General features: G+C 39.3%; 17 protein-coding genes and 3 tRNA genes. 6 read left to right on the top strand and 14 right to left on the bottom strand.

What is annotated here, in order from left to right:
- The first annotated feature begins 309 nt into the window (after positions 1 to 309).
- A complete protein-coding gene (locus MKX14_RS08575) occupies positions 310 to 2,514 on the top strand; it encodes a beta strand repeat-containing protein (protein ID WP_240282250.1) in 2,205 nt (734 codons plus the stop codon).
- A 64-nt stretch (positions 2,515 to 2,578) separates the two neighbouring features.
- Here the strand turns inward: MKX14_RS08575 and MKX14_RS08570 are convergent, their stop codons facing one another.
- The 4 genes from MKX14_RS08570 to MKX14_RS08555 form a co-directional block, all read right to left on the bottom strand.
- Entirely contained in the window at positions 2,579 to 3,172 is a 594-nt protein-coding gene (locus MKX14_RS08570; protein WP_240282249.1) for an HAD-IB family hydrolase, read from the bottom strand.
- Between the two features lie 105 nt (positions 3,173 to 3,277).
- Positions 3,278 to 3,354: transfer RNA gene (locus MKX14_RS08565), tRNA-Arg, on the bottom strand.
- Positions 3,355 to 3,393: 39 nt separating this feature from the next.
- Positions 3,394 to 3,470 (bottom strand) — tRNA-Arg (locus MKX14_RS08560).
- A gap of 10 nt (positions 3,471 to 3,480) precedes the next feature.
- Positions 3,481 to 3,571, bottom strand: a tRNA-Ser gene (locus MKX14_RS08555).
- A 261-nt stretch (positions 3,572 to 3,832) separates the two neighbouring features.
- Here MKX14_RS08555 and rnr point away from each other — a divergent pair.
- The 4 genes from rnr to MKX14_RS08535 all read left to right on the top strand — a co-directional run bounded on the left by rnr (position 3,833) and on the right by MKX14_RS08535 (position 9,132).
- The gene (gene rnr, locus MKX14_RS08550) at positions 3,833 to 6,250 is read left to right on the top strand and encodes a ribonuclease R (protein ID WP_005078314.1); all 2,418 of its coding nucleotides are present in this window, start codon (positions 3,833 to 3,835) and stop codon (positions 6,248 to 6,250) included.
- 134 nt (positions 6,251 to 6,384) lie between these two features.
- Complete coding sequence (gene prlC, locus MKX14_RS08545; protein WP_240282248.1) at positions 6,385 to 8,439, top strand: M3 family metallopeptidase; 2,055 nt, start codon at positions 6,385 to 6,387, stop codon at positions 8,437 to 8,439.
- Positions 8,440 to 8,479: 40 nt separating this feature from the next.
- Positions 8,480 to 8,689 carry a YheV family putative zinc ribbon protein gene (locus MKX14_RS08540; protein ID WP_002117042.1) on the top strand — a complete coding sequence of 70 codons (210 nt, stop codon included), beginning with the start codon at positions 8,480 to 8,482 and terminating at the stop codon, positions 8,687 to 8,689.
- An 11-nt stretch (positions 8,690 to 8,700) separates the two neighbouring features.
- Entirely contained in the window at positions 8,701 to 9,132 is a 432-nt protein-coding gene (locus MKX14_RS08535; RefSeq protein WP_240282247.1) for a hypothetical protein, read from the top strand.
- A gap of 170 nt (positions 9,133 to 9,302) precedes the next feature.
- On the opposite strand, the gene MKX14_RS08530 is transcribed toward MKX14_RS08535, so the two are convergent.
- From MKX14_RS08530 to MKX14_RS08510, 5 genes are all read right to left on the bottom strand, one after another.
- Positions 9,303 to 11,513, bottom strand: coding sequence for a TRAP transporter large permease subunit (locus MKX14_RS08530; RefSeq protein ID WP_046813601.1), 2,211 nt, complete (start codon positions 11,511 to 11,513; stop codon positions 9,303 to 9,305).
- 179 nt (positions 11,514 to 11,692) lie between these two features.
- Entirely contained in the window at positions 11,693 to 12,268 is a 576-nt protein-coding gene (gene rrtA / locus MKX14_RS08525) for a rhombosortase (protein ID WP_046813602.1), read from the bottom strand.
- Between the two features lie 84 nt (positions 12,269 to 12,352).
- Positions 12,353 to 13,441: a hypothetical protein gene (locus MKX14_RS08520; RefSeq protein ID WP_014207738.1), complete on the bottom strand. Its 1,089-nt coding sequence runs from the start codon at positions 13,439 to 13,441 to the stop codon at positions 12,353 to 12,355.
- Positions 13,442 to 14,211: 770 nt separating this feature from the next.
- Entirely contained in the window at positions 14,212 to 14,601 is a 390-nt protein-coding gene (locus MKX14_RS08515) for a hypothetical protein (protein ID WP_046811826.1), read from the bottom strand.
- Positions 14,602 to 14,607: 6 nt separating this feature from the next.
- Positions 14,608 to 14,865: a succinate dehydrogenase assembly factor 2 gene (locus MKX14_RS08510; RefSeq protein ID WP_002117064.1), complete on the bottom strand. Its 258-nt coding sequence runs from the start codon at positions 14,863 to 14,865 to the stop codon at positions 14,608 to 14,610.
- 188 nt (positions 14,866 to 15,053) lie between these two features.
- Between MKX14_RS08510 and MKX14_RS08505 the strand changes: the two genes are divergently transcribed.
- Positions 15,054 to 16,226 carry an acyl-CoA dehydrogenase family protein gene (locus MKX14_RS08505; RefSeq protein ID WP_046811827.1) on the top strand — a complete coding sequence of 391 codons (1,173 nt, stop codon included), beginning with the start codon at positions 15,054 to 15,056 and terminating at the stop codon, positions 16,224 to 16,226.
- Between the two features lie 50 nt (positions 16,227 to 16,276).
- On the opposite strand, the gene hapE is transcribed toward MKX14_RS08505, so the two are convergent.
- The 5 genes from hapE to rpsK form a co-directional block, all read right to left on the bottom strand.
- Positions 16,277 to 17,767: a flavin-containing monooxygenase gene (hapE, locus tag MKX14_RS08500; RefSeq protein WP_032057377.1), complete on the bottom strand. Its 1,491-nt coding sequence runs from the start codon at positions 17,765 to 17,767 to the stop codon at positions 16,277 to 16,279.
- Between the two features lie 181 nt (positions 17,768 to 17,948).
- A complete protein-coding gene (gene rplQ, locus MKX14_RS08495; RefSeq protein ID WP_002049717.1) occupies positions 17,949 to 18,326 on the bottom strand; it encodes a 50S ribosomal protein L17 in 378 nt (125 codons plus the stop codon).
- Positions 18,327 to 18,344: 18 nt separating this feature from the next.
- Entirely contained in the window at positions 18,345 to 19,352 is a 1,008-nt protein-coding gene (gene rpoA / locus MKX14_RS08490) for a DNA-directed RNA polymerase subunit alpha (RefSeq protein WP_002116730.1), read from the bottom strand.
- 17 nt (positions 19,353 to 19,369) lie between these two features.
- Entirely contained in the window at positions 19,370 to 19,996 is a 627-nt protein-coding gene (gene rpsD / locus MKX14_RS08485) for a 30S ribosomal protein S4 (protein ID WP_000135204.1), read from the bottom strand.
- Positions 19,997 to 20,008: 12 nt separating this feature from the next.
- The gene (gene rpsK, locus MKX14_RS08480) at positions 20,009 to 20,395 is read right to left on the bottom strand and encodes a 30S ribosomal protein S11 (RefSeq protein WP_001040166.1); all 387 of its coding nucleotides are present in this window, start codon (positions 20,393 to 20,395) and stop codon (positions 20,009 to 20,011) included.
- Positions 20,396 to 20,397 lie beyond the last annotated feature (2 nt).

Here is a 20,397-nt window from a genome sequence, read left to right as displayed (position 1 = left end):
AACCATTATAAGACTGTTTGAAATTCAACCAAGATAATGCTTCAAATAAGTGAAAATATGATTAAAAAAATAATTAGTTAAAATCATATAATATAAAAATTATTATTATTTTTATGTCTAAATTAAATAAATTATTACTTCTTTAAATATTATTAAATAACAAAAAATGTGACTAAAAATACACATTGACAGCTTTTGAGATCTAACCAATACTAAATTCCAATTATTGAGATACACATCTCATTAATTATGTAGCGCAATAAATAATACTTACTTAAAAATACAAAATTATATAGGAAATAGACCAACATGTTCTTACTAACAAATCTCGTATCTTCGATATCAAAAATTACTCAAGATTTGGGTAATATTGTATCGGTAAACACAAACGTAAACACAGGTTCCGCTGTTAATGTAAACGTTTCTGATATAAACATTTCTGATGTAAATATCTCTACATCAGGTTTACTCTCTAATGTAATTTCAACGGTAACGAACACCCTGACAACAACCACAACAGGCCTTGTTTCTGATGCCGTTGGTACTGTTACTGGCAGTATCGGTTCTACAAGTCCTGTAGACACAGTAACTAATATTATTGGCGGAGTAACTGGCGGTATTGATCTGGGAACTTCTCCAATTTCTCCGGTTATTGACGTTGTTCAGAGTGGCATCGACATTCTTCAGGGAGTTGAAAGCCTAAAAACTGAAATCATCAATACAGGGATCGACACTGTCGCTGATACTATCATTGGTGTCCTTCCTCAAACTGAACACCCTGTTTCTGAAATTGCTGATCTTGGTACTCTAACTTTCGAAACTTCTCGTGACACAGTAAATGGCACGCTTGAAGTCATTTCCGATCTAGTGGGTGGAGACATTCAAGGTGCAACTGAGTCTGCTACTGGTGTCGTTGAAACATTAATCACTAATGGTACAACTGCTACAGGTATTGTCACTGGTGTGGTTGGAAGTGTTACCGATGTAGTGGGTGGTGTAACGGGTGGCGTTGATGGCAACCCTCTTGAAGTTGTGACTGACATCATCGGCGGTGTAACAGGCGGTATCGGTGATGGCACATCCCCAATCGCTCCAGTAATTGATGTCGTTCAAGGCGGCATTGATATTCTACAAGGTGTAGAGAGCCTAAAAACTGAGATCATCAATACTGGTATCGACACTGTTGCTGATACTATTATTGGTATTCTTCCACAAACTGAATATCCTGTTTCAGACCTAGCTGATCTTGGCAATTTAACTTTCGAAACTTCTCGTGATACAGTAAATGGTGCTCTTGAAACTGTTTCTGATTTAGTCGGTGGTGATATTCAAGGTGCTACTGAATCTGCCACTGGTATTCTAGGCACGCTTATTACAAATGGCACAACAGCTACTGGAATTATTAATAACATTATCGGCGGCGCAACAAGTGGTGATAGCCCACTTGGCGTGGTAACCGACATTATTGGTGGTGTAACTGGTGGTGTTGACGGTAACCCTCTTGAAGTCGTAACTGACATCATCGGCGGTGTAACTGGCGGTGTTAGTGGCAATCCTCTTGAAGTAATTACTGACATCATCGGCGGTGTAACTGGCGGTGTTAGTGGCAATCCTCTTGAAGTCGTGACTGACATTATCGGTGGTGTAACTGGCGGTGTTGACGGCAACCCACTTGAAGTAATTACTGACATTATCGGCGGTGTAACTGGTGGTGTTGACGGTAACCCACTTGAAGTAATTACTGACATTATTGGCGGTGTAACTGGTGGTATCGGTGGTGGAACCTCTCCAATCTCTCCAGTGATTGATGTTGTTCAAGGCGGTATTGATATTCTTCAGGGCGTAGAAAGCTTAAAAACTGAAATTATCAACACTGGCATTGATACAGTTGCAGATACAATTATCAGTATTCTTCCACAAGCAGAACATCCTGTTTCTGAACTTGCTGATCTTGGTACTCTAACTTTCGAAACTTCTCGTGACACAGTAAATGGTACGCTTGAAGTCATTTCTGATCTAGTGGGTGGTGACATTCAAGGTGCTACTGAATCTGCTACCGGTGTTCTCGATACGCTAATTACAAATGGCACAACTGCTACTGGTTTAGTAACAGAAATCATTGGCGGATTGACAGGAACTATTGGTGGGGTAACTGGTGGGGATAGCTCACTAGGCTTAGTCACTGATTTACTTGGCGGTTTAACTGGTAGCGTAGATGGTGATAACCCTCTTGGCTTAGTGACCGACCTTCTAGGCGGCTTAACTGGTGGCGTTACTGGCGGTACAGACAACCCTATCGGCATCGTAACAGATATCGTGGGTAGCTTAACGGGCGGTGTGACTGGTGAAGGCGGATTAGATGTTATTTCTAATTTACTAGGTGGATTAACTGGTGGTAGCTTACTCGGTGGAGTAACGTCGACAGTATCAAGCGTAACTAATACAACGCATACTATCGTACCTACATCATTACTTACCGATAACTTCTTAGAAAACTCTTTCAATACTGTTTAATATAAGTCATTAAAATAAAGCCACTTATTACAAGTGGCTTTATTTATTAATATATCTTTAAATATTAATTCACTTCTTCCCATCTATAATATTTCTTATGCGCCAGCTCTAACATTGCATAATCATTAGGTGTATCACCATAAGCATAAATTGTAGAATACTGAGTTAAATCATATTTGTTTTTTATTCTATTTACTTTTTCTAAATAACCACAATCACCATTAATAAAATCACCTGTCAAAATACCATCACGTATTTCAAGTTGATTACATATAACCTCTAAATCTAAAGATTGGCACCAGCTTTCTAAATAAACATCTAATGATGCAGATACAACCACAACCTGATCACCTTGTTGTTTATGCCAAAGAATACGCTCCAAAGCATTTTGACGCACACAGCTAGGAAGAATATTTTTAGCAAACTCTTGCCCTATATATTTTAGGTAATCTGCATCATAGCCCACGTATCCCACCTGACAGAGTTTAGTTCGAATAGTTCTATCGGTTACCCATCCAAACTTATAACCCGCTATATAAGGTGCAAGTCGAATACCACCTAGTATTTGAGTTTTTTTATTTAAAGAAAATTTAAGGAATAGACTGAATGTATCGCTGTCAGTGATCGTGCCGTCAAAGTCAAATAAAGCTAAGTTCATTTATGATTATCTCTAATATAATTAAAAAGTTATAAATTTAGATTTTTTAAAGTACTAAAAAACAGGCACAAAAAAACCGCTATAAAAGCGGTTAATTCTTCAAGTTGGTGCGCTCAGAGAGATTCGAACTCCCGACCCCTTAGTTCGTAGCCAAGTGCTCTATCCAGCTGAGCTATGAGCGCGTAACTTGTGTGCCTTTCAGCGATTCGTTCTATTTTACTTGGTGCGCTCAGAGAGATTCGAACTCCCGACCCCTTAGTTCGTAGCCAAGTGCTCTATCCAGCTGAGCTATGAGCGCATTAAGTAAATGGCGGTGAGAGAGGGATTCGAACCCTCGATACCAGTAATAGGTATGCTTCCTTAGCAGGGAAGTGATTTCAGCCACTCATCCACCTCACCGGAACGAGCCGCCATAATACAAACTAAAACCCTATTGTTCAAGTCATCATAGTGAAATTTTCTTGTTTTTTAGTTCAATGAATTATTTTTTAAGCAATTTTCTCATTATTTTCGTCTTTTTCGATCAAACGCTTGTTAAGATAGATATTATTTCTTCATCAAAATACTGTAGTGCATAACACATTATTGCAAACCTAAACGTGCAGTTCGGGTCTGCATGACTTATGCTAAACTTATCTGCCAAGCGTGAAACCAAACGACATGACAAAAAACTGGGCTGACCCCGAAGCGAAAGCTGAAGCTGAACGTTATGACAATCCTATTCCAAGCCGTACTCTTATTTTAGATACATTGGAACAATTGCAGACACCGCAATCTCATGCAGAACTTGTCGATCATTTTAATATTCATGACCAAAAAAGTATTGAAGCACTCAGTCATCGCTTAAGTGCTATGGTTCGTGACGGTCAAATCATGAAAGACGGGTTTAAATTTCAGTTGGTGGCAGATCAACCGACCTATGAAGCAACTGTTTATATCAATAGTAAAGGTTTAGGCACAGCGCATATTGATGGTCAAAGTGACCTTTTACTTCCTGAACGTGAATTACGTTTAGTCTTTAACGGTGACCGAGTTAGAGTGCGACAGACTTCGGTTGACCGTAAAGGCAAACCTTGGGGATTTATCACAGAAGTTTTACAACATCGTGTTAAACAATTAATTGGTAAATTGTCGGTTCATGATGGCGAATATTTTATTCAGCCCAACAATCCAAATCAGCACCAGCCTATTCCTTTAGAAAAAGAACTGGTAACGCATGCTGAAGCAAATGTTGGCGATATGCTACGTGTCGCAATAGATAGTTATCCGACTCGTGAAGAATTTGCGACGGCGCATATTATTCAATCTATGGCCGACAAAGCTGATACAGAAATTATTATTCCGCAGACTATTCTTGAGTTTGGCTTACCTTACGAATTTCCAGATGAAGTTATAAAAGAAGCTGAAAGTTTTAAAGAACCATCTGCTCAAGACCGCGAAGGCCGTATTGATTTACGAGATTTAGCATTAGTTACGATCGATGGTGAAGATGCTCGAGATTTTGATGATGCGGTTTATGCAGAAAAACGTCCAGGTGGCGGTTATCGTGTAGTGGTCGCAATTGCTGATGTTAGCCATTATGTACGCTTAGACTCAGCCCTTAATGAAGAAGCTGAGGAACGTGGTACTTCGGTATACTTCCCGCACTTTGTATTACCGATGCTACCAGAGGCTTTGTCAAATGGCTTATGCTCTCTGAACCCTCATGTAGACCGCTTATGTATGGTCTGCGACTTGAAACTCTCTCGTACAGGCCGCGTAACTGGTTACGATTTTTATCCATCAGTGATGCATTCAAAAGCGCGTTTGACCTATACACAGGTGGCACAATATTTTGACGGCGCAACAGATGCGATTCCAAAAGACCGTGATGTTCATAAATCTTTAAATACGCTTTTCCAGCTTTATCAGATTTTGAAAAATTTACGTGCTGATCGTCATGCAATGGAATTTGAAACCATTGAAACTTACATGACTTTTGATGAGTTAGGTGGGATTAAAGAAATTTTGCCACGTACACGTAATGAAGCCCATAAGCTCATTGAAGAGTGCATGTTACTTGCTAACGTTGCTGCGGCTGAATATGCATTAGAACATGATGTTCCAATGTTATACCGCGTGCATGAAGCTCCAGAGTTCTCACGTATTCAGAAAGTAAAAGACTTTGTTAAATTACTGGGTCTACCCTTCCCTGACCAGCCAACTCAAGCAGACTATCAAAGAGTAATTGAAGCAACTAAAGATCGTATTGATGCACCAAGTATTCATGCCGTCTTATTACGTTCAATGATGCAAGCTTATTATGGCGCAAAAAATGCAGGGCACTATGGTTTGGCTTATGAAGCTTATACGCATTTCACTTCACCAATCCGTCGTTACCCAGACTTATTGTTACACCGCGCCATTAAAGCACATTTGAAACAAAAGCCTTATCCACTCTCTGGTGCGGCACTAGATGATGCAGGTGAACATTTCTCTCAAACCGAGCGCCGTGCTGATGAAGCATCTCGCAGCGTAACGACTTGGTTGAAATGTCACTACATGCAACAGCATCTAGGTGATGAATTTATTGGTATTGTTAGTGCGGTGACCGAATTTGGTTTATTCGTGACACTGAAAGATCTATATGTCGATGGCATGATTCATATTAGCCAACTCGGCGATGACTTCTTTATTTATGACCAAGCGAGCCAAAATCTAGTAGGTCAAAATCGTGGTCAAGTCTTTGGTTTGGGTGATGAAGTTAAAATTCAGGTTGCTGGTGTCAATCTGGAAGAACGTAAAATTGACTTCCAGCTCATTAAGCAAGTTACCCATGCAGGCCGAGTAGTTCGTAGCCGTGCGCCGCGTACAACTAAAACTACTACGCAGGCGACTGAAGAAGTTTTCAGTAAACCAACTGTCAGTAGTGATGGTGAGCGACCTGTTCACAAAAAGAAAGAAAAAAGTAAGCCAAGTTCTTACACCAAGAAATCTGGTAAGAAAACCTCAGCAAAAGCCGAGACTAAATCAGAAAAGGTGAAGAAAAAATCTAAGCCTAAAAAGAAAAAATCGAATGCAAAATCAAAGGCTGAATAATGAGTAAATAATTATCACGTTTCAAAAATAAGTCTCCAATAGGAGGCTTATTTCTTTTTAAAAGGGTTATTTTACACATTAAGCTTGATTTCCGACTTGAGAGGACCTACATCTAATACCATGTTTAAAAAATAATGTGGCTATTAGCAATGACTTTACAGCAAGCGACTTTACCAACTCCGCGTTTTGATCAAATTGAATTAGAAAATTTAAAACAAGACATCCAACAAGCGATTCAAGCAGGTCAGGAATTTTTAAATACTCTTACAGCTGCACCTACAGATACAGCTCAGCAACTTGCAGTACTTGAGCAAGTCGATACACTTGAAAATAATCTAAGTGAATCATGGGGCGTTTTATCGCATTTAAACGCGGTAATGAGCAATGCAGAAACGAGAGAAGTCTATCAATCGTTATTACCAGCATTAAGTGAATATTACACTCAGCTTGGTCAACACACGGCGCTTTATCAAACTTATCAATACATCCATGATGGTCAAAGTTATACGTCTCTTAGCCCAGCCCAACAAAGTGCTATTCGTCTAGCTTTGCGTGACTTTAAACTTTCTGGCGTCGCTTTAGAAGGCGAAGAGAAAAAACGTTATGCAGAGATTTCTGCGCGTCTTTCACAGCTTTCTTCTGATTTTTCAAATCACGTTCTTGATGCAACACAAGCTTACTTTAAGCCACTTACCGAAGATCAGTTAAAAGGTCTTCCAGAAAGTAATATTGAGTTATTAAAACAGTATGGTAAACAACGCGAACTTGACCAAGCTGTCGCAACTCTAGATTTCCCAGCATATTTTGCAATCATGACTTATGCAGATGACCGTGAATTGCGTGAAGAGCTTTATAGAGCTTATGTGACTCGCGCATCTGATCAGTCTGAACAAACTGAGTTTGATAACAGCAAAATTATGGAAGAAATTTTGAGTCTTCGTCAGGAAATGGCGAAACTACTTGGTTTCAATAACTATGCTGAATATTCTCTTGCAAGTAAAATGGCACCAGACGTAAAAACAGTACATGAGTTTTTGGTTGACCTAGCAGAGCATGCGCGTGCTCCTGCGCTTCAAGAAGTTGCCGAACTTCAAGATATTGCTAAACAAAATGGTGTGGATGAGCTTAAACCTTGGGATACAACTTACTATTCTGAAAAGCTTAAACAGCAACAATTCAACTTATCTCAAGAAGCATTAAAACCTTATTTCCCTGCACCTAAAGTTATTCAGGGATTATTCCAGATTGTGCAGCGTCTATACGGCATTAACATTATTGAAAGACAAGCACCTGTCTGGCATCCAGATGCACGTTATTTTGAATTAGAAGACCAAGGCCAAGTGATTGGTGGTTTCTTCTTTGACATCTATGCACGTACAGGCAAACGTGGTGGCGCATGGATGAATGGCTTCCGCTCGCGCATGCAAACACTTCATGGCTTACAAAAACCAATTTGCTATATGGTGTGTAACTTTACTCCTCCAGTAGGTGACCAACCTGCTTTATTGACTCATGATGAAGTCATTACTTTGTTCCATGAGTTCGGACATGGTTTACATCATATGTTGACCGAAGTAGATAATATCTCGGTTGCAGGAACTCATGGCGTTGCTTGGGATGCAGTAGAACTACCAAGCCAGTTTATGGAATTCTGGTCATGGGATAAAGAAAGTCTAGACGTATTAAGTGAACACATCGATAGTAAACAGACTTTGCCACAAGAATTACTAGATGCTTTATTAAATGCTCGATTCTTCCAATCTGGTATGCAAACTTTGCGTCAGCTTGAATTTGCGTTGTTTGACTTGACCATTCACACAAAAACACCTGCACTAAACAGTGAGCAAATTCAGCAAACCTTAAACGATATTCGTAAGCAATATGCGGTCGTTCCTACTGTCGACTACAACCGTTTCCAACATAGTTTTAGTCATATTTTTGCTGGCGGTTATGCCGCAGGTTATTACTCTTACAAATGGGCAGAAGTTTTAGCGAGCGATGCATTTGATCGTTTTGAAAATGAAGGCATTTTTAACACTCAAACGGGTAAAGAATTCCGTCAGGCAATTCTAGCTGTGGGTGGAAAAGACACTGCGCTTGAGGCATTTGTGAATTTCCGTGGGCGCGAGCCTAAAATTGACGCATTGTTACGTCATCAAGGTTGGACGAATGATAACAAAACCGCTTAAACTATGGGCCTAAATTGATCGTGTGGTTAGGGTGATAAAGATGAAAAAACGTTTCATTGCTGGAGCAAAATGTCCAAAATGTGAAGCCATGGATCGGATTATCATGCTAACCACCGCAGAAGACGAATGGATTGAATGTATCGAATGCGGTTATAGCGAAAATCGTCCGACTCATGTTGATGAGCCTGAAACACCTGCTGAACCGGATGAAATTGGAGTAATACAGTTCAAGCCACGTCGTCCCGACTAAAGGTCTTAAACATGTCACTACAAAGAAAACAAAACTCAAAATTATTATGGATTTTAATTGGGGGCTTAAGCATTCTCGTAGTGCTTTTTTTTGCAGCGCAATGGTTTTTTAAAAAAACCGAGTCGTCAGCACCACTGGTTGATCCACAACCTGTCTCGACTCCTGCTCCTGCTAAACCGAAACCAGCTGAGCCATTACCAAGTTCTGAACCTTTAGCTGAAAATGCAAGTTCTCAGCAACTTGTTAGTGAAAATGTGCTTAAAGAGCCTGTCCCTGCCCAAGAGTCTTTAGCAAAAGAAGAAGTATCTAAACTTGAAGATATTCATCAGCAGCTAAAAGATCAGGAAGCAACCTTAAAAGCTCAGCATGCAGATGCGGATCAATTAACTAAACTCAAGGAAGAACAAGTTAAATTGCTGGAAGCTCAGCTTAAACAGCAATAGTTTTTTAATGGGCTCTTAAAAAAACTAAAGCTATACATCTTTAGCTTTCTAATTTTAAGAAGAAAATTAGATTGTTATCGAATGCAAAATACTCATATTGTATCATCCAGAAAAACACCCTCTTAAAGAGGGTGTTTTTCTAATCAAGAAATTTACTTCAAATCATTAAATTAGTGATACCAACCGAATAATTTAAAGAAGTAAGGTGCATAAGCAATGATAAGCATTGCAGGCACCATTACAATTAGTGGAAGTACCCATCGCTCGAAGCGGTAGAAGAATGATTTATGGCGAACTTCTGCATCAGCACTAGCTACCTCATCATCACCAATCGCCTGTCTTGCCAATAAATGATTCAGAGCAACAGGTGGTGTAATATAACCTAGCTCAAAACCAATTAAGGCAATCATCCAGAAATGAACAGGATCGATTCCATATTTGTATGCGACTGGTGCCACTGTTGCTGAAATTAAAATAACAGCACCAAATGGGTCCATAATCATACCCACAAAGACCATCAGAACGACAATAAGAGAAATTACAACAAATAAACTATTAATATCTGTTGGGAAAGCCTCCATAATTTCAATCCGCTCTAAGAATCCACCGACACTTACAGACAATGCCATTAGGATAACTAGTGCACCAATATGTCCAACAGTTTCACTTGTTGCTGTATGTAAAGCTGATCGGAAAGAAACTCTACGCTCAGGATTACGTGGATCATCTGTGGACTTTACTTGAGGTACAGGTTGAGAGCCATCTGTTGGAGCAGTATAAACATTAAGAGTACTATCCCAATGTCCAACTGGTGCTAGCGGAGCAGGCTCCCTACGTAACTTATCAAATAACACCATTAATAATAAAATCACAGGCATCATCACTGGTGCAGTGAACTCATTTAAATCTGTTGCCAAAGCATGCTTATAAAACAACCAGATTAGGATAAAAATAACGATATATGGAGATACTGGAACAAAAGCACGTAAAGATTTTGGAAAAGCGATTTTTACTGGTGCGATACGGAATTTTTGCTCAGCAAAAAATAAAGAAACTATCAAAAATAAAGTTGATGATAATAAAAATGTATATACCCCATAGTGGTATAACATATCTGTTGTGACTTCTTTATTCAAAGATGCAACAACAACTATCAGCAAACATGGTCGTAAAACAACACCTAGTGAACCAGACATGGCTGTGGCTGCCAATGCAAATTGACGGCGCCCACCTGCATTCCAGACTTCTTTATAAATAATCGCCCCAGCAGCAATAACGAAAATACCTGAAGCTCCTGTGTAAGCTGTAGGTAAAGCTGCTGCAATTAGAATTAACCAAGTTAAAGTTTCAGGTGCTAGATTCCAAGGTCGTAATATATTGAGAAATAAATCAACTATACGTGTTTGTTTAAGTAACATACCTGCCCAGATAAATAGGGCAAGATTTAAAAAGATACTTGAGAATTCAACCAATTGCCCAAGGTAAATCCCTTGGCCCATTGGATAATCCATAAAGAAAGTAAACGCCACACCAGTGATAATTGCCATATAGGCATAGAGCGGCACACTTAAGAAAGCAAGCCCAAGATTTCCCCCTTCTTTCGTCGGGGTTGGAGATTTAATCAACTGAAATAAACTGATTAATGTCAAAATCGCAAATAACGTAATCCATAACCAGTAAATCACTTGCATTTCAATTGCTACAGGTACCCCCGAACCCGTTACCGAACGGTATTGGCTAATCGTTGATGATGTTAAAAGGCCATTAGCAAATAACATCGCAATTGAATATACACGAAAATCAATTTTCGTTGCTGGGCTACGTAAACCGATATGATGTGTCTTCAATGTCGCAGTTATCGCGGCCAAAACAACCATCACAACTAAAAGCATTGCCCTATTTTCAGTACCAAATTTAAAGAGACCAAAAAAAGAGGTTTCTATTGTTCGATACGTACGGATACTTGGATGTTCATCCATATAAGCGATAGCTTTATCATAGAACTGATATTTTTCATCACATTGTTGCTGCGCTGCGAGTAGTGATGCACGGACATCACTTTCCGATGCAGCTCCAAAGAAACTCGCGAAATCATCAGACGCATTCGCTTTCATTTGTTCTTTTACTTGAGCCTCGATATTTGGATGTCGATCACAAGTTGGTTTTTCAGGCTCAGCACGCAAAAAAGAATATTGCATACCTGTAGCAGGGTCGCCATATAGACGTTCCCCGATACGTAATAATTGTCCGTGGATCATTTCCCCGGTACCAATAATTAGCGTCATTAATAGCAGAATGAGGATGACGAATGTTGAGATCCATTCGTTCCAGATATAACCCAGCAGACCTAATCCAGATCTTTTTTCTTGATGTTCTTGCATAAATATTCCAATTTTGTTCTCTCAAGTCCCTAAAAATTAAAGAATTGAGTCATGCAATTTTTCTTGGTCAGGGGTTAAATCCATCCCCCTTCTACCAATCCCTTTATTCAACGATCAAATTTGCATCAAACTTTATTAATAAAGAATGACTAAAATCTCTTTTTTAACAGTTTGTATTGTCAATGTTTCTTTTTTAATCTCTGGAAAAGCCAATAGCATCCTCCAAAGATTGCGCCACCAATTGCTCCATATAGGTGAGCCTCAGTTAAAACTGGACTCCCTATTAACTGAGCAGTCCCTGTTTGCCCAAAAGTGTTTTCCCATATAAGTTTGGCAATAATTAACCCTAAAACCAGCAGAGCAAAATTTCGCTCTTTACGATATTGCAGATAGACTAAAGCAACCGCTGTATAGAGCCCATGTAAGATGCCAGACAGGCCCGCATAAGCTTCGATATAAGGTAAATAAAAGTAGAACACCAAACTAATAAAGGGTGGCAATAGCAAAAGTAGACTTAGAAGATGCCATGCTTTTGTATGTGGAAAGATAAAGGGTAAACAGGCGAATGCCATCATATTTAAAAGGAAATGAACCCATCCAACGTGTACCCAATGTGCAGTCCATAAACGCCAGAATTCGCCAAGTAAACTTTCGCGCCAATAAATAAAAGTATCAGGAAACACCTGTAGACAAGCAGATATGGAAATGCACACTGCGACCAAAAGCACTTTACTATTCAGTACATGATCCTTCATGGCACACTCCTTGAAATTAAACTTCTTACGATTATTGTAGAACTTAACAATAGACTCGCAAGAAGTTAGCCTTTCAAATATTCTTTACTGCGCTGCTGGTGGAGCAGATGAATCAGCAGGAACTTCAGAAGCGGCTCCCCCATCAAACAACTCATCTAGCTCTGCTGCACCTTCATTCTTATCATCCCAGAAATGAGACATGCCATCATCTCCGGTACGTACACCAGTATGTTCAGTCCAGTAACGGTCAGAGATACCACGTACAATAAGGCCAGCCATACTATCGATTAACTTAAAGTTAGGATTAACAGGTTTGTCATCAGCTTGAGACGCTGCATAAGATCTTAATGCATCACGGATTTTTGCATCATCACCGCTTGCTTGAGCAGCTACGGCATATAAGGCATGAGATAGGCGAACACCTTTTTTCTCACCAATCTGAATTGACTGTTTTAAAGTTTGGTATGGATCAGGCTTCCCTTCATCAGCACCTGGCAATAAAGTCCAGATAACGGCACGCGTTGCGTTAGGGGCGCCCCAGAATTTTTCATTATCTAGACAAACCATGCCACGCTCTACGATAGCAGCGATATCTTTAGGAACATTGACTGCACCACCTGAGTTAATATCGTTGGTCACAGCCTGAAGACCACTGATCATGCCAAGTAAATAAACGGTTTGATCAGTATCATTACGCATCGTTGGGCAAGAATCACCTAAGTGATATTTATATTTAGATTCCCAACGATCGGCAAATAACTTATAGCCGGTATACTGACGTTCAGCTGCAATTGCTGCCCAACGCTTCTGTGCAATACGTGCATCTTGGGCTTCAGTTACCTGCCCTGCTTTTGAAGCACGTAAATAACGCAATTCTTGTTCTAAAGCTTGATTTTCCGCACATACACCTGATGCTGCATACATTAATACTGCAACACGTGTCGGATCTGCACCCATCCCTTTAGTAGACATGATTGCAGGTGTTAACGCACTACCGGTATTACATACCATTTCAGCATCTTGCATTGCCAAAATAGGTGGAACGACGTGCTTTTCCGTAAAACCTAGAGCAACATTTGCTCCGGTTTTCACGACGTATGAACAACCTGATAAAACTGAAGCTGCAAGAAAACTCACCGCCAAACCTTGGCTTATTTTTTGGACTTTAGACATCTTCCTGTCCTCTATGTAATTTGTTTTTTCCTTTTCAGATGTACATTAGCAGATGCATATCTTGAATAAAAGAGTAATTACTCTAATTGTAGCGCTTATACTTTGACACACTTCACAGCAGATAAAATTGACAGTTTTTCGAGGAAACAGAAATTTTAGGCAAAAAAAAGTAGCATTGCGACGGTTCAGCACATGCTACTTATTAACTGGGATAAGCTTTTAACGGCTTATATTATTTTTGTTCTATATAATCCTTAAGTAAAGTTCCTGCTCTTCCTACTACTACAGCCATAACGACTGCAATTAACAGAAACATCCACATTGAAATCTCCATGAGAGACCTCCTTACTACAATCGCACCCAGTTATAAACTGGACACTTGATGAAATTAATCGATTAACCAATTTTAATAATTGACTGATCGACGACCTCGCATCCTCTGTCTCTTAACCTTGTTAAAACTAACTTTGTTAAGATGTTCCCTGAGTAAAGTTCCTGCTCTTCCTATCACCACTGCCAGAATTATGGCAATGACCAAGAACGACCATGTTGGCATCTCCATTTTGAGACCTCCGACACACTTTACGTTGGTGTTTGTACTTTAACCGATCAAATAGCTACCCATACGCGAAATTGTCAGACAATCATATTTCCTTGGCTTTTTTCTATATTTTAATTAGACAATCCGAAGTTTAATGAAGAAAGCAATTATTAAGTTTTTGTTTTTTATAATTTTTAAATAAATATACAATTGTAGAATTGTCTAACAATTAATAGAGCTTTTCTAAAACTTTTAATCTTTTCCACTGCTGAATAGGAAGCTGATCGAACCAAACAATAGCTATGTTCGTAGGAGTTTCTTCAAGATAAATAACCACAAATAACTGATAATCAATTATTTTAGTAATTTCCGCGCGGTAAATTTCTTTTTTCGAGAAATATGCAACCGACCATAATTTTTGATCTAAATATTCAATTTGAGATATTTGTGCTTGCTTTAAAAAGAAAATAAAACCAATAAATAGAAGAATGACAGCACATAGCCACCATATCGGCGTTAATAACTGATAAAGCAAAATTGCTAAACCCAAACCAACAAAAAGCTGAAATATTACCGAGACACGGCTATATTTCAGCTCAAAATTTAATTCTTTTATCAAAACAGTTTAGCCATGCACATACTGTTTTAGTTTATAAATAAATTCACGTAATTCAGTACGTGGAGGTTCAGAAACTTCCATGAACCAATCTAATAAATCTGGATCTTCTTGATCAACTAGCTCCGCAAATAATGCTTTTTCTGCTGGATCAGCTTTTAAATAATAATTTTTTACATACGGGTCAAAATAGACGTCAATTTCTTTTAAGCCGCGGCGTGCTCGATAAATTACTTTACGTTCTTCCAAGGTCATTTCGTCAGACATTTACGTCCCCATCTGCGTTGATAGTGCGCCTAGTTTACCTGATCACATCCTAAAGATCGCTAAAAATATCAAATTGACCAAATTTATCATCTTGTCTGCATAATTGAGCATTCATCACATTGTGGGGCATGAAATGCTTACGTATGTTTAGGGCATAACATCACACCTGAACCAAGGAAGAAATACAAATGCAATCTGGTGCCATCCGTCCTATTCCAAATATGTTACCAAGACAATTATTCAATGAAGAACACGAAGCCTTCCGTGAGACAGTGCGTAAATTCTATGAAAAGGAAGTCGTTCCCAATATAGAAAAATATGAAAAGCAGCAACATGTTGACCGAGATCTTTGGAATAAAGCTGGAGAACTAGGTCTTCTTTGCACCACAATGCCAGAGGAATATGGTGGCTCTGGGGTAGATCGCCTATACAGTATGATTCTTATAGAAGAACAAGCGTATGCGATGGACTCAAGTACTGGTTTTTCTCTACATTCCGATATTGTTGCTAATTACGTTAATAATTTTGGTAATGAAGAGCAAAAACAAAAATGGTTACCCAAAATGGCAACTGGAGAAGTTGTTACTGCTATTGCAATGACAGAACCAGGTACTGGTTCAGATTTACAAGCGGTAAGAACAACCGCCGTACTTGATGGTGACGAATATGTCATTAATGGTTCCAAAATTTTTATTACAAATGGCTACTTATGCGATATGGCCGTAGTCGTTTGTAAGACTGGCAATAGTGATAAAGGTTCGGCGAACTTATCCTTAATTATTGTAGAAGCAAATCGTGCTGGTTTTAGTAAAGGTAAACCTCTAAACAAAATTGGTATGAAAGGCCAAGATACCTGCGAACTCTTCTTTGATAACGTTCGAGTTCCTAAAGAAAATCTTTTAGGCATGGAAGGTATGGGTTTTATCATGCTCATGAAAGAATTAGCATGGGAACGAATGTTAGTTGCTATTATTTGTCAAGCAGGTGCTGAAGCAGCATTTGCACATACCGTTCAATATACAAAAGATCGTAAGGCTTTTGGTAAACCTATTAGTGCATTTCAAAATACGCGTTTTAAACTTGCTGAACTCAGAACAGAAATCGATTTCTGCCGGACATATTTAGATCGTTGTATGGAATTACAACTTGAAGAAAAATTAAGTGTAGAAGCTGCAGCTGCTGCTAAATATAAAATTTCTGATATGTTCTCGAAGATTGTAGATGAGTGCCTTCAATTGCATGGTGGTTATGGCTATATGCTTGAATATCCAATTGCACGTGCATACATTGATCATCGAGCAAATCGAATTTATGCAGGTACAAATGAAATCATGAAAGAATTAATTTCAAGAACACTTTAATAGTTTCATAAAAAAAGGGGCATTACGCCCCTTTTCTTATTTCATACGAATTAAGATACTAATTTTGGTTTACGCTCATTTGCTTCAGAACGCTTATGAAAATGAAGAATGCCATCTTCGAATTTTGCATTTTTCAAAGACTTTCTATCTTCTAAATAGTTATTAGTCACCTGCCATGGAGCACGCTTACCTTGTTTAGGAAGTTCATGTGCTGCACGGTTAATATAACCTGAAGATAGTTTGCCCATTACGGTATCTTCTTCCATCACAGTCTTATCGCCCGATGGAATCACTTCATCATAACTATTTTTGTCCATATAGTTTAATAAGCGACAAATATATTCGGCAGCGATATCCACTTTGAGTGTCCATGAGGCATTCACATAGCCAATAATCATAGCCATATTCGGAACATCACTTAGCATTATGCCGTTATAAAGCATATGTTCAGATGAGTTGATTGGTTTCCCATCAAGAGTTGCCTGAACTCCGCCCATAATCTGAACTTGTAGTCCTGTTGCAGAAACAACGATATCCGCATCCAGATGTTTGCCAGATTTAAGTAAAATACCTTTTTCAGTAAATTTCTCGATCTGATCAGTTTCTACACTCGCTTTGCCTTCACGTAAAATCTTAAATAAGTCCCCATCTGGCACTACACATAAACGCTGATCCCAAGGATTGTATGAAGGCGTAAAATGCTTCATATCAACCTTACCTTTAAGCTGTACTTCAATTGCTTTTAAAAGTAAGCGACGTACAGTTTTAGGATGTTTCTGAGACAACGCATAAATAGCGCGCTGCATACCAATGTTGCGGGCACGGGTAAATTTATAAGCTGCCTCTTCAGACATAAATTTACGCGTTTTTTCATAGATGAAATCGATAGAAGGAACGCTAGCAATATACGTTGGTGAACGTTGCAACATCGTCACATGACCAGCCCCACCTTTAGCCATTGCTGGTACTAAAGTAATCGCTGTTGCACCACTACCAATAATAACCACCTTTTTACCTGCATAATCTAAGTTTTCAGGCCAATGCTGTGGGTGAATGAGTTGCCCTTTAAATGCTTCTTGATTTGGGAAAGAAGGCGCATAACCCTGATCATAATTATAGTAACCTGTACAACCGACAACAAAGTTAGCAATCCAAGTCTGCTGTTTTTTATTGCTATCTTCGACTACAACCTGCCATTTTTTTGAAGCCGAATCATAATTAGCAGAAAGTACGCGATGACCAAAATGAATTTTTTCTTTTAATTTAAAATCATTAATTACTTCACCTAAATATCCTTTAATAGAAGCACCATCAGCTAATACATTCGCTTTACACCATGGTTTAAAGTTAAAACCAAAGGTAGACATATCTGAATCTGAACGGATACCAGGATAACGGAAAAGATCCCATGTTCCACCAAAAGACTCACGACGTTCTAAAATCTCGAATTGTCGTTGTGGTGAATTTTTTGACAAATGGGCAGCGATTCCGATTCCTGAAATACCTGCGCCAATGATTAAAATATCAACTTGCTTTTCCATTTTATTTTTATACCCATGGTTGAGAATATAAGTTTATTAAAACACAATTTTGACAATACACAATGTCAAGTTTGACCGTTTATCTACTTTTTTATGTCACTTGAGGACATTTTATAATTTATTTTATGACTAGAAATAAAAAAGACCGGTATAAAACCGGTCTTTTTTTGAATAAAATCAATTATTCAGCTGAAGTGTTTACTTCACGATCTACAAGCTCAACGTAAGCCATCGGTGCTGCATCACCAGCACGGAAGCCCGCTTTAAGAACACGTAGATAACCGCCGTTACGTTCTTTGTAACGAGGGCCGAGTACGGTAAATAATTTACCAACAGTTGCAGCATTACGAGTACGAGCAAATGCTAAACGACGATTTGCTACAGTATCGTTTTTTGCTAGAGTGATTAAAGGCTCAGCAACACGACGTAATTCTTTAGCTTTAGGCACAGTTGTTTTGATCAACTCGTGTTCAAATAAAGAATTAGCCAAGTTTTGGAACATCGCTTTACGATGGCTGCTTGTACGGCCTAATTTCACACCACTATTACGATGACGCATGGTGATAGTCCTACTTAATTAACGGCTACGATAGGCAAAACGGTCATCCATACGAAGACTAGCTGGTGGCCAGTTTTCAAGACGCATACCGAGTTGTAAACCTTTCGATGCCAAAACATCTTTGATCTCTGTTAACGATTTTTTACCAAGGTTAGGAGTTTTTAACAACTCAACTTCAGTACGTTGAACAAGATCACCAATGTAGTAAATATTTTCTGCTTTCAAACAGTTAGCAGAACGAACAGTAAGCTCTAGATCATCTACTGGACGAAGCAAGATTGGGTCAACTTCTTCACGAGGCTCTTGAGCAACTGGAGTTTGGTCTTTCTGAAGATCAACAAAAATTGCAATTTGTTGTTGCAAGATTGTTGCCGCTTTGCGGATTGCTTCTTCAGGATCAACCGTTCCATTTGTTTCGAGGTCGATTACCAGTTTATCTAAATCGGTACGTTGTTCTACACGCGCATTTTCAACGGTGTAAGAAACACGCTTAATCGGGCTATAAGAAGCATCTAATTGCAAACGACCAACAGGACGTGTTTCACCTTCAGGGAAACGAGAATCAGATGTTTCATAACCACGACCTTGAGCAACTTTCAAGCGCATTTTTAATGAGCCTGAAGCACTTAAAGTACCGATTAAATGTTCTGGGTTAACCACTTCAACATTATGAGGTAAACGAAGGTCAGCAGCAGTAATATCGCCAGGACCTTGTTTTTCTAATGTTAAATATGCTTCATTTTGATCGAACAGCTTAATAGACAATCCTTTTAGGTTCAGCAAGAGCTCGACGATGTCCTGCTGCAAGCCTTCTAAAGTACTGTACTCGTGCTCGACACCTTCTATTTCCACTTCAACCACAGCAGCGCCAGGTAAAGAAGACAATAGAATGCGACGTAAAGCATTACCTAGAGTATGGCCAAAACCACGCTCTAAAGGTTCTAGAATCACTTTTGCCGAGGTCCCGCTTACCGCTTCGACCTTGATCGCTTGCGGAGTTAGAAACTCGTTTGCAGTACGCGTCATTATTGCTACCTCAAGGATTATTTAGAATACAATTCTACAATCAAGCTTTCGTTGATTTCAGCAGGTAAATCAGAACGATCTGGTGCAGCTTTAAACGTACCTTCAAGCTTAGAATGATCAACTTCGATCCAAGCTGGAATACCACGTTGTGCAGCTAACTCAATTGCGTTTTTAATACGCAATTGTTGTTTAGCACCTTCGTGAACCGCAATTACATCACCAGCTTTAACTTGAATAGATGCGATGTTTACACGACGACCATTCAAAGTAATACTACGGTGACTTACTAACTGACGAGCTTCTGCACGTGTAGAACCAAAACCCATGCGATAAACAACGTTATCAAGACGGCTTTCAAGCAATTTCAACAAGTTCTCACCTGTTGCGCCTTTAACACGAGCTGCTTCTTTATAGTAGTTACTAAATTGACGTTCTAACACACCGTAAATACGACGGACTTTTTGTTTTTCACGTAATTGTAGTGAATACTCAGATTGCTTACCACCGCGTGCCTGACCATGTTGACCAGGTGCTTTGTTAGCTTTTTTAGTTTTGACGTCAAATGGTTTAACGCCAGATTTAAGTTGCAGGTCTGTCCCTTCGCGGCGAGAGAGTTTGCATTTTGGACCAATATAACGAGCCATGAATGTTTCTCCTTACACGCGACGTTTTTTAGGTGGACGGCAACCGTTGTGAGGAATTGGAGTCACATCGGTAATGCTGTTAATCTTATAACCCACTGCGCCTAATGCACGAACCGCAGACTCACGACCTGGACCAGGACCTTTTACAAGGACGTCCAGATTTTTCAAACCGTAATCTAAAGCTGCTTTACCAGCAACTTCAGCAGCTACCTGAGCAGCAAACGGAGTTGATTTACGTGAACCACGGAAGCCTTGTCCACCTGAGGTGGCCCAAGCCAATGCATTACCTTGACGATCAGTAATCGTAACAATGGTGTTATTAAAAGACGCGTGAATGTGTGCAACACCTTCAGAGACGGTACGAGTGACCTTCTTGCGTGTGCGAGTATCTTTAGCCATCT

This window comes from Acinetobacter pittii (genome assembly GCF_022449185.1).
In the GTDB taxonomy this organism is placed as follows: domain Bacteria; phylum Pseudomonadota; class Gammaproteobacteria; order Pseudomonadales; family Moraxellaceae; genus Acinetobacter; species Acinetobacter pittii_I.
This window is presented reverse-complemented; position numbering and strand designations above follow the sequence as displayed.

What these genes read in the sequence shown, in the direction of transcription:
- rplQ (WP_002049717.1), bottom strand. Translation starts at nt 18,326, where the DNA reads ATGCGTCATCGTAATAGTGGTGTGAAATTAGGCCGTACAAGCAGCCAT.
- MKX14_RS08510 (WP_002117064.1), bottom strand. Translation starts at nt 14,865, where the DNA reads ATGTCTGACGAAATGACCTTGGAAGAACGTAAAGTAATTTATCGAGCA.
- rpoA (WP_002116730.1), bottom strand. Translation starts at nt 19,352, where the DNA reads ATGACGCGTACTGCAAACGAGTTTCTAACTCCGCAAGCGATCAAGGTC.
- rpsD (WP_000135204.1), bottom strand. Translation starts at nt 19,996, where the DNA reads ATGGCTCGTTATATTGGTCCAAAATGCAAACTCTCTCGCCGCGAAGGG.
- MKX14_RS08505 (WP_046811827.1), top strand. Translation starts at nt 15,054, where the DNA reads ATGCAATCTGGTGCCATCCGTCCTATTCCAAATATGTTACCAAGACAA.
- MKX14_RS08520 (WP_014207738.1), bottom strand. Translation starts at nt 13,441, where the DNA reads ATGTCTAAAGTCCAAAAAATAAGCCAAGGTTTGGCGGTGAGTTTTCTT.
- prlC (WP_240282248.1), top strand. Translation starts at nt 6,385, where the DNA reads ATGTGGCTATTAGCAATGACTTTACAGCAAGCGACTTTACCAACTCCG.
- rrtA (WP_046813602.1), bottom strand. Translation starts at nt 12,268, where the DNA reads ATGAAGGATCATGTACTGAATAGTAAAGTGCTTTTGGTCGCAGTGTGC.
- MKX14_RS08535 (WP_240282247.1), top strand. Translation starts at nt 8,701, where the DNA reads ATGTCACTACAAAGAAAACAAAACTCAAAATTATTATGGATTTTAATT.
- hapE (WP_032057377.1), bottom strand. Translation starts at nt 17,767, where the DNA reads ATGGAAAAGCAAGTTGATATTTTAATCATTGGCGCAGGTATTTCAGGA.
- MKX14_RS08575 (WP_240282250.1), top strand. Translation starts at nt 310, where the DNA reads ATGTTCTTACTAACAAATCTCGTATCTTCGATATCAAAAATTACTCAA.
- rpsK (WP_001040166.1), bottom strand. Translation starts at nt 20,395, where the DNA reads ATGGCTAAAGATACTCGCACACGCAAGAAGGTCACTCGTACCGTCTCT.
- MKX14_RS08540 (WP_002117042.1), top strand. Translation starts at nt 8,480, where the DNA reads ATGAAAAAACGTTTCATTGCTGGAGCAAAATGTCCAAAATGTGAAGCC.
- MKX14_RS08570 (WP_240282249.1), bottom strand. Translation starts at nt 3,172, where the DNA reads ATGAACTTAGCTTTATTTGACTTTGACGGCACGATCACTGACAGCGAT.
- MKX14_RS08530 (WP_046813601.1), bottom strand. Translation starts at nt 11,513, where the DNA reads ATGCAAGAACATCAAGAAAAAAGATCTGGATTAGGTCTGCTGGGTTAT.
- rnr (WP_005078314.1), top strand. Translation starts at nt 3,833, where the DNA reads ATGACAAAAAACTGGGCTGACCCCGAAGCGAAAGCTGAAGCTGAACGT.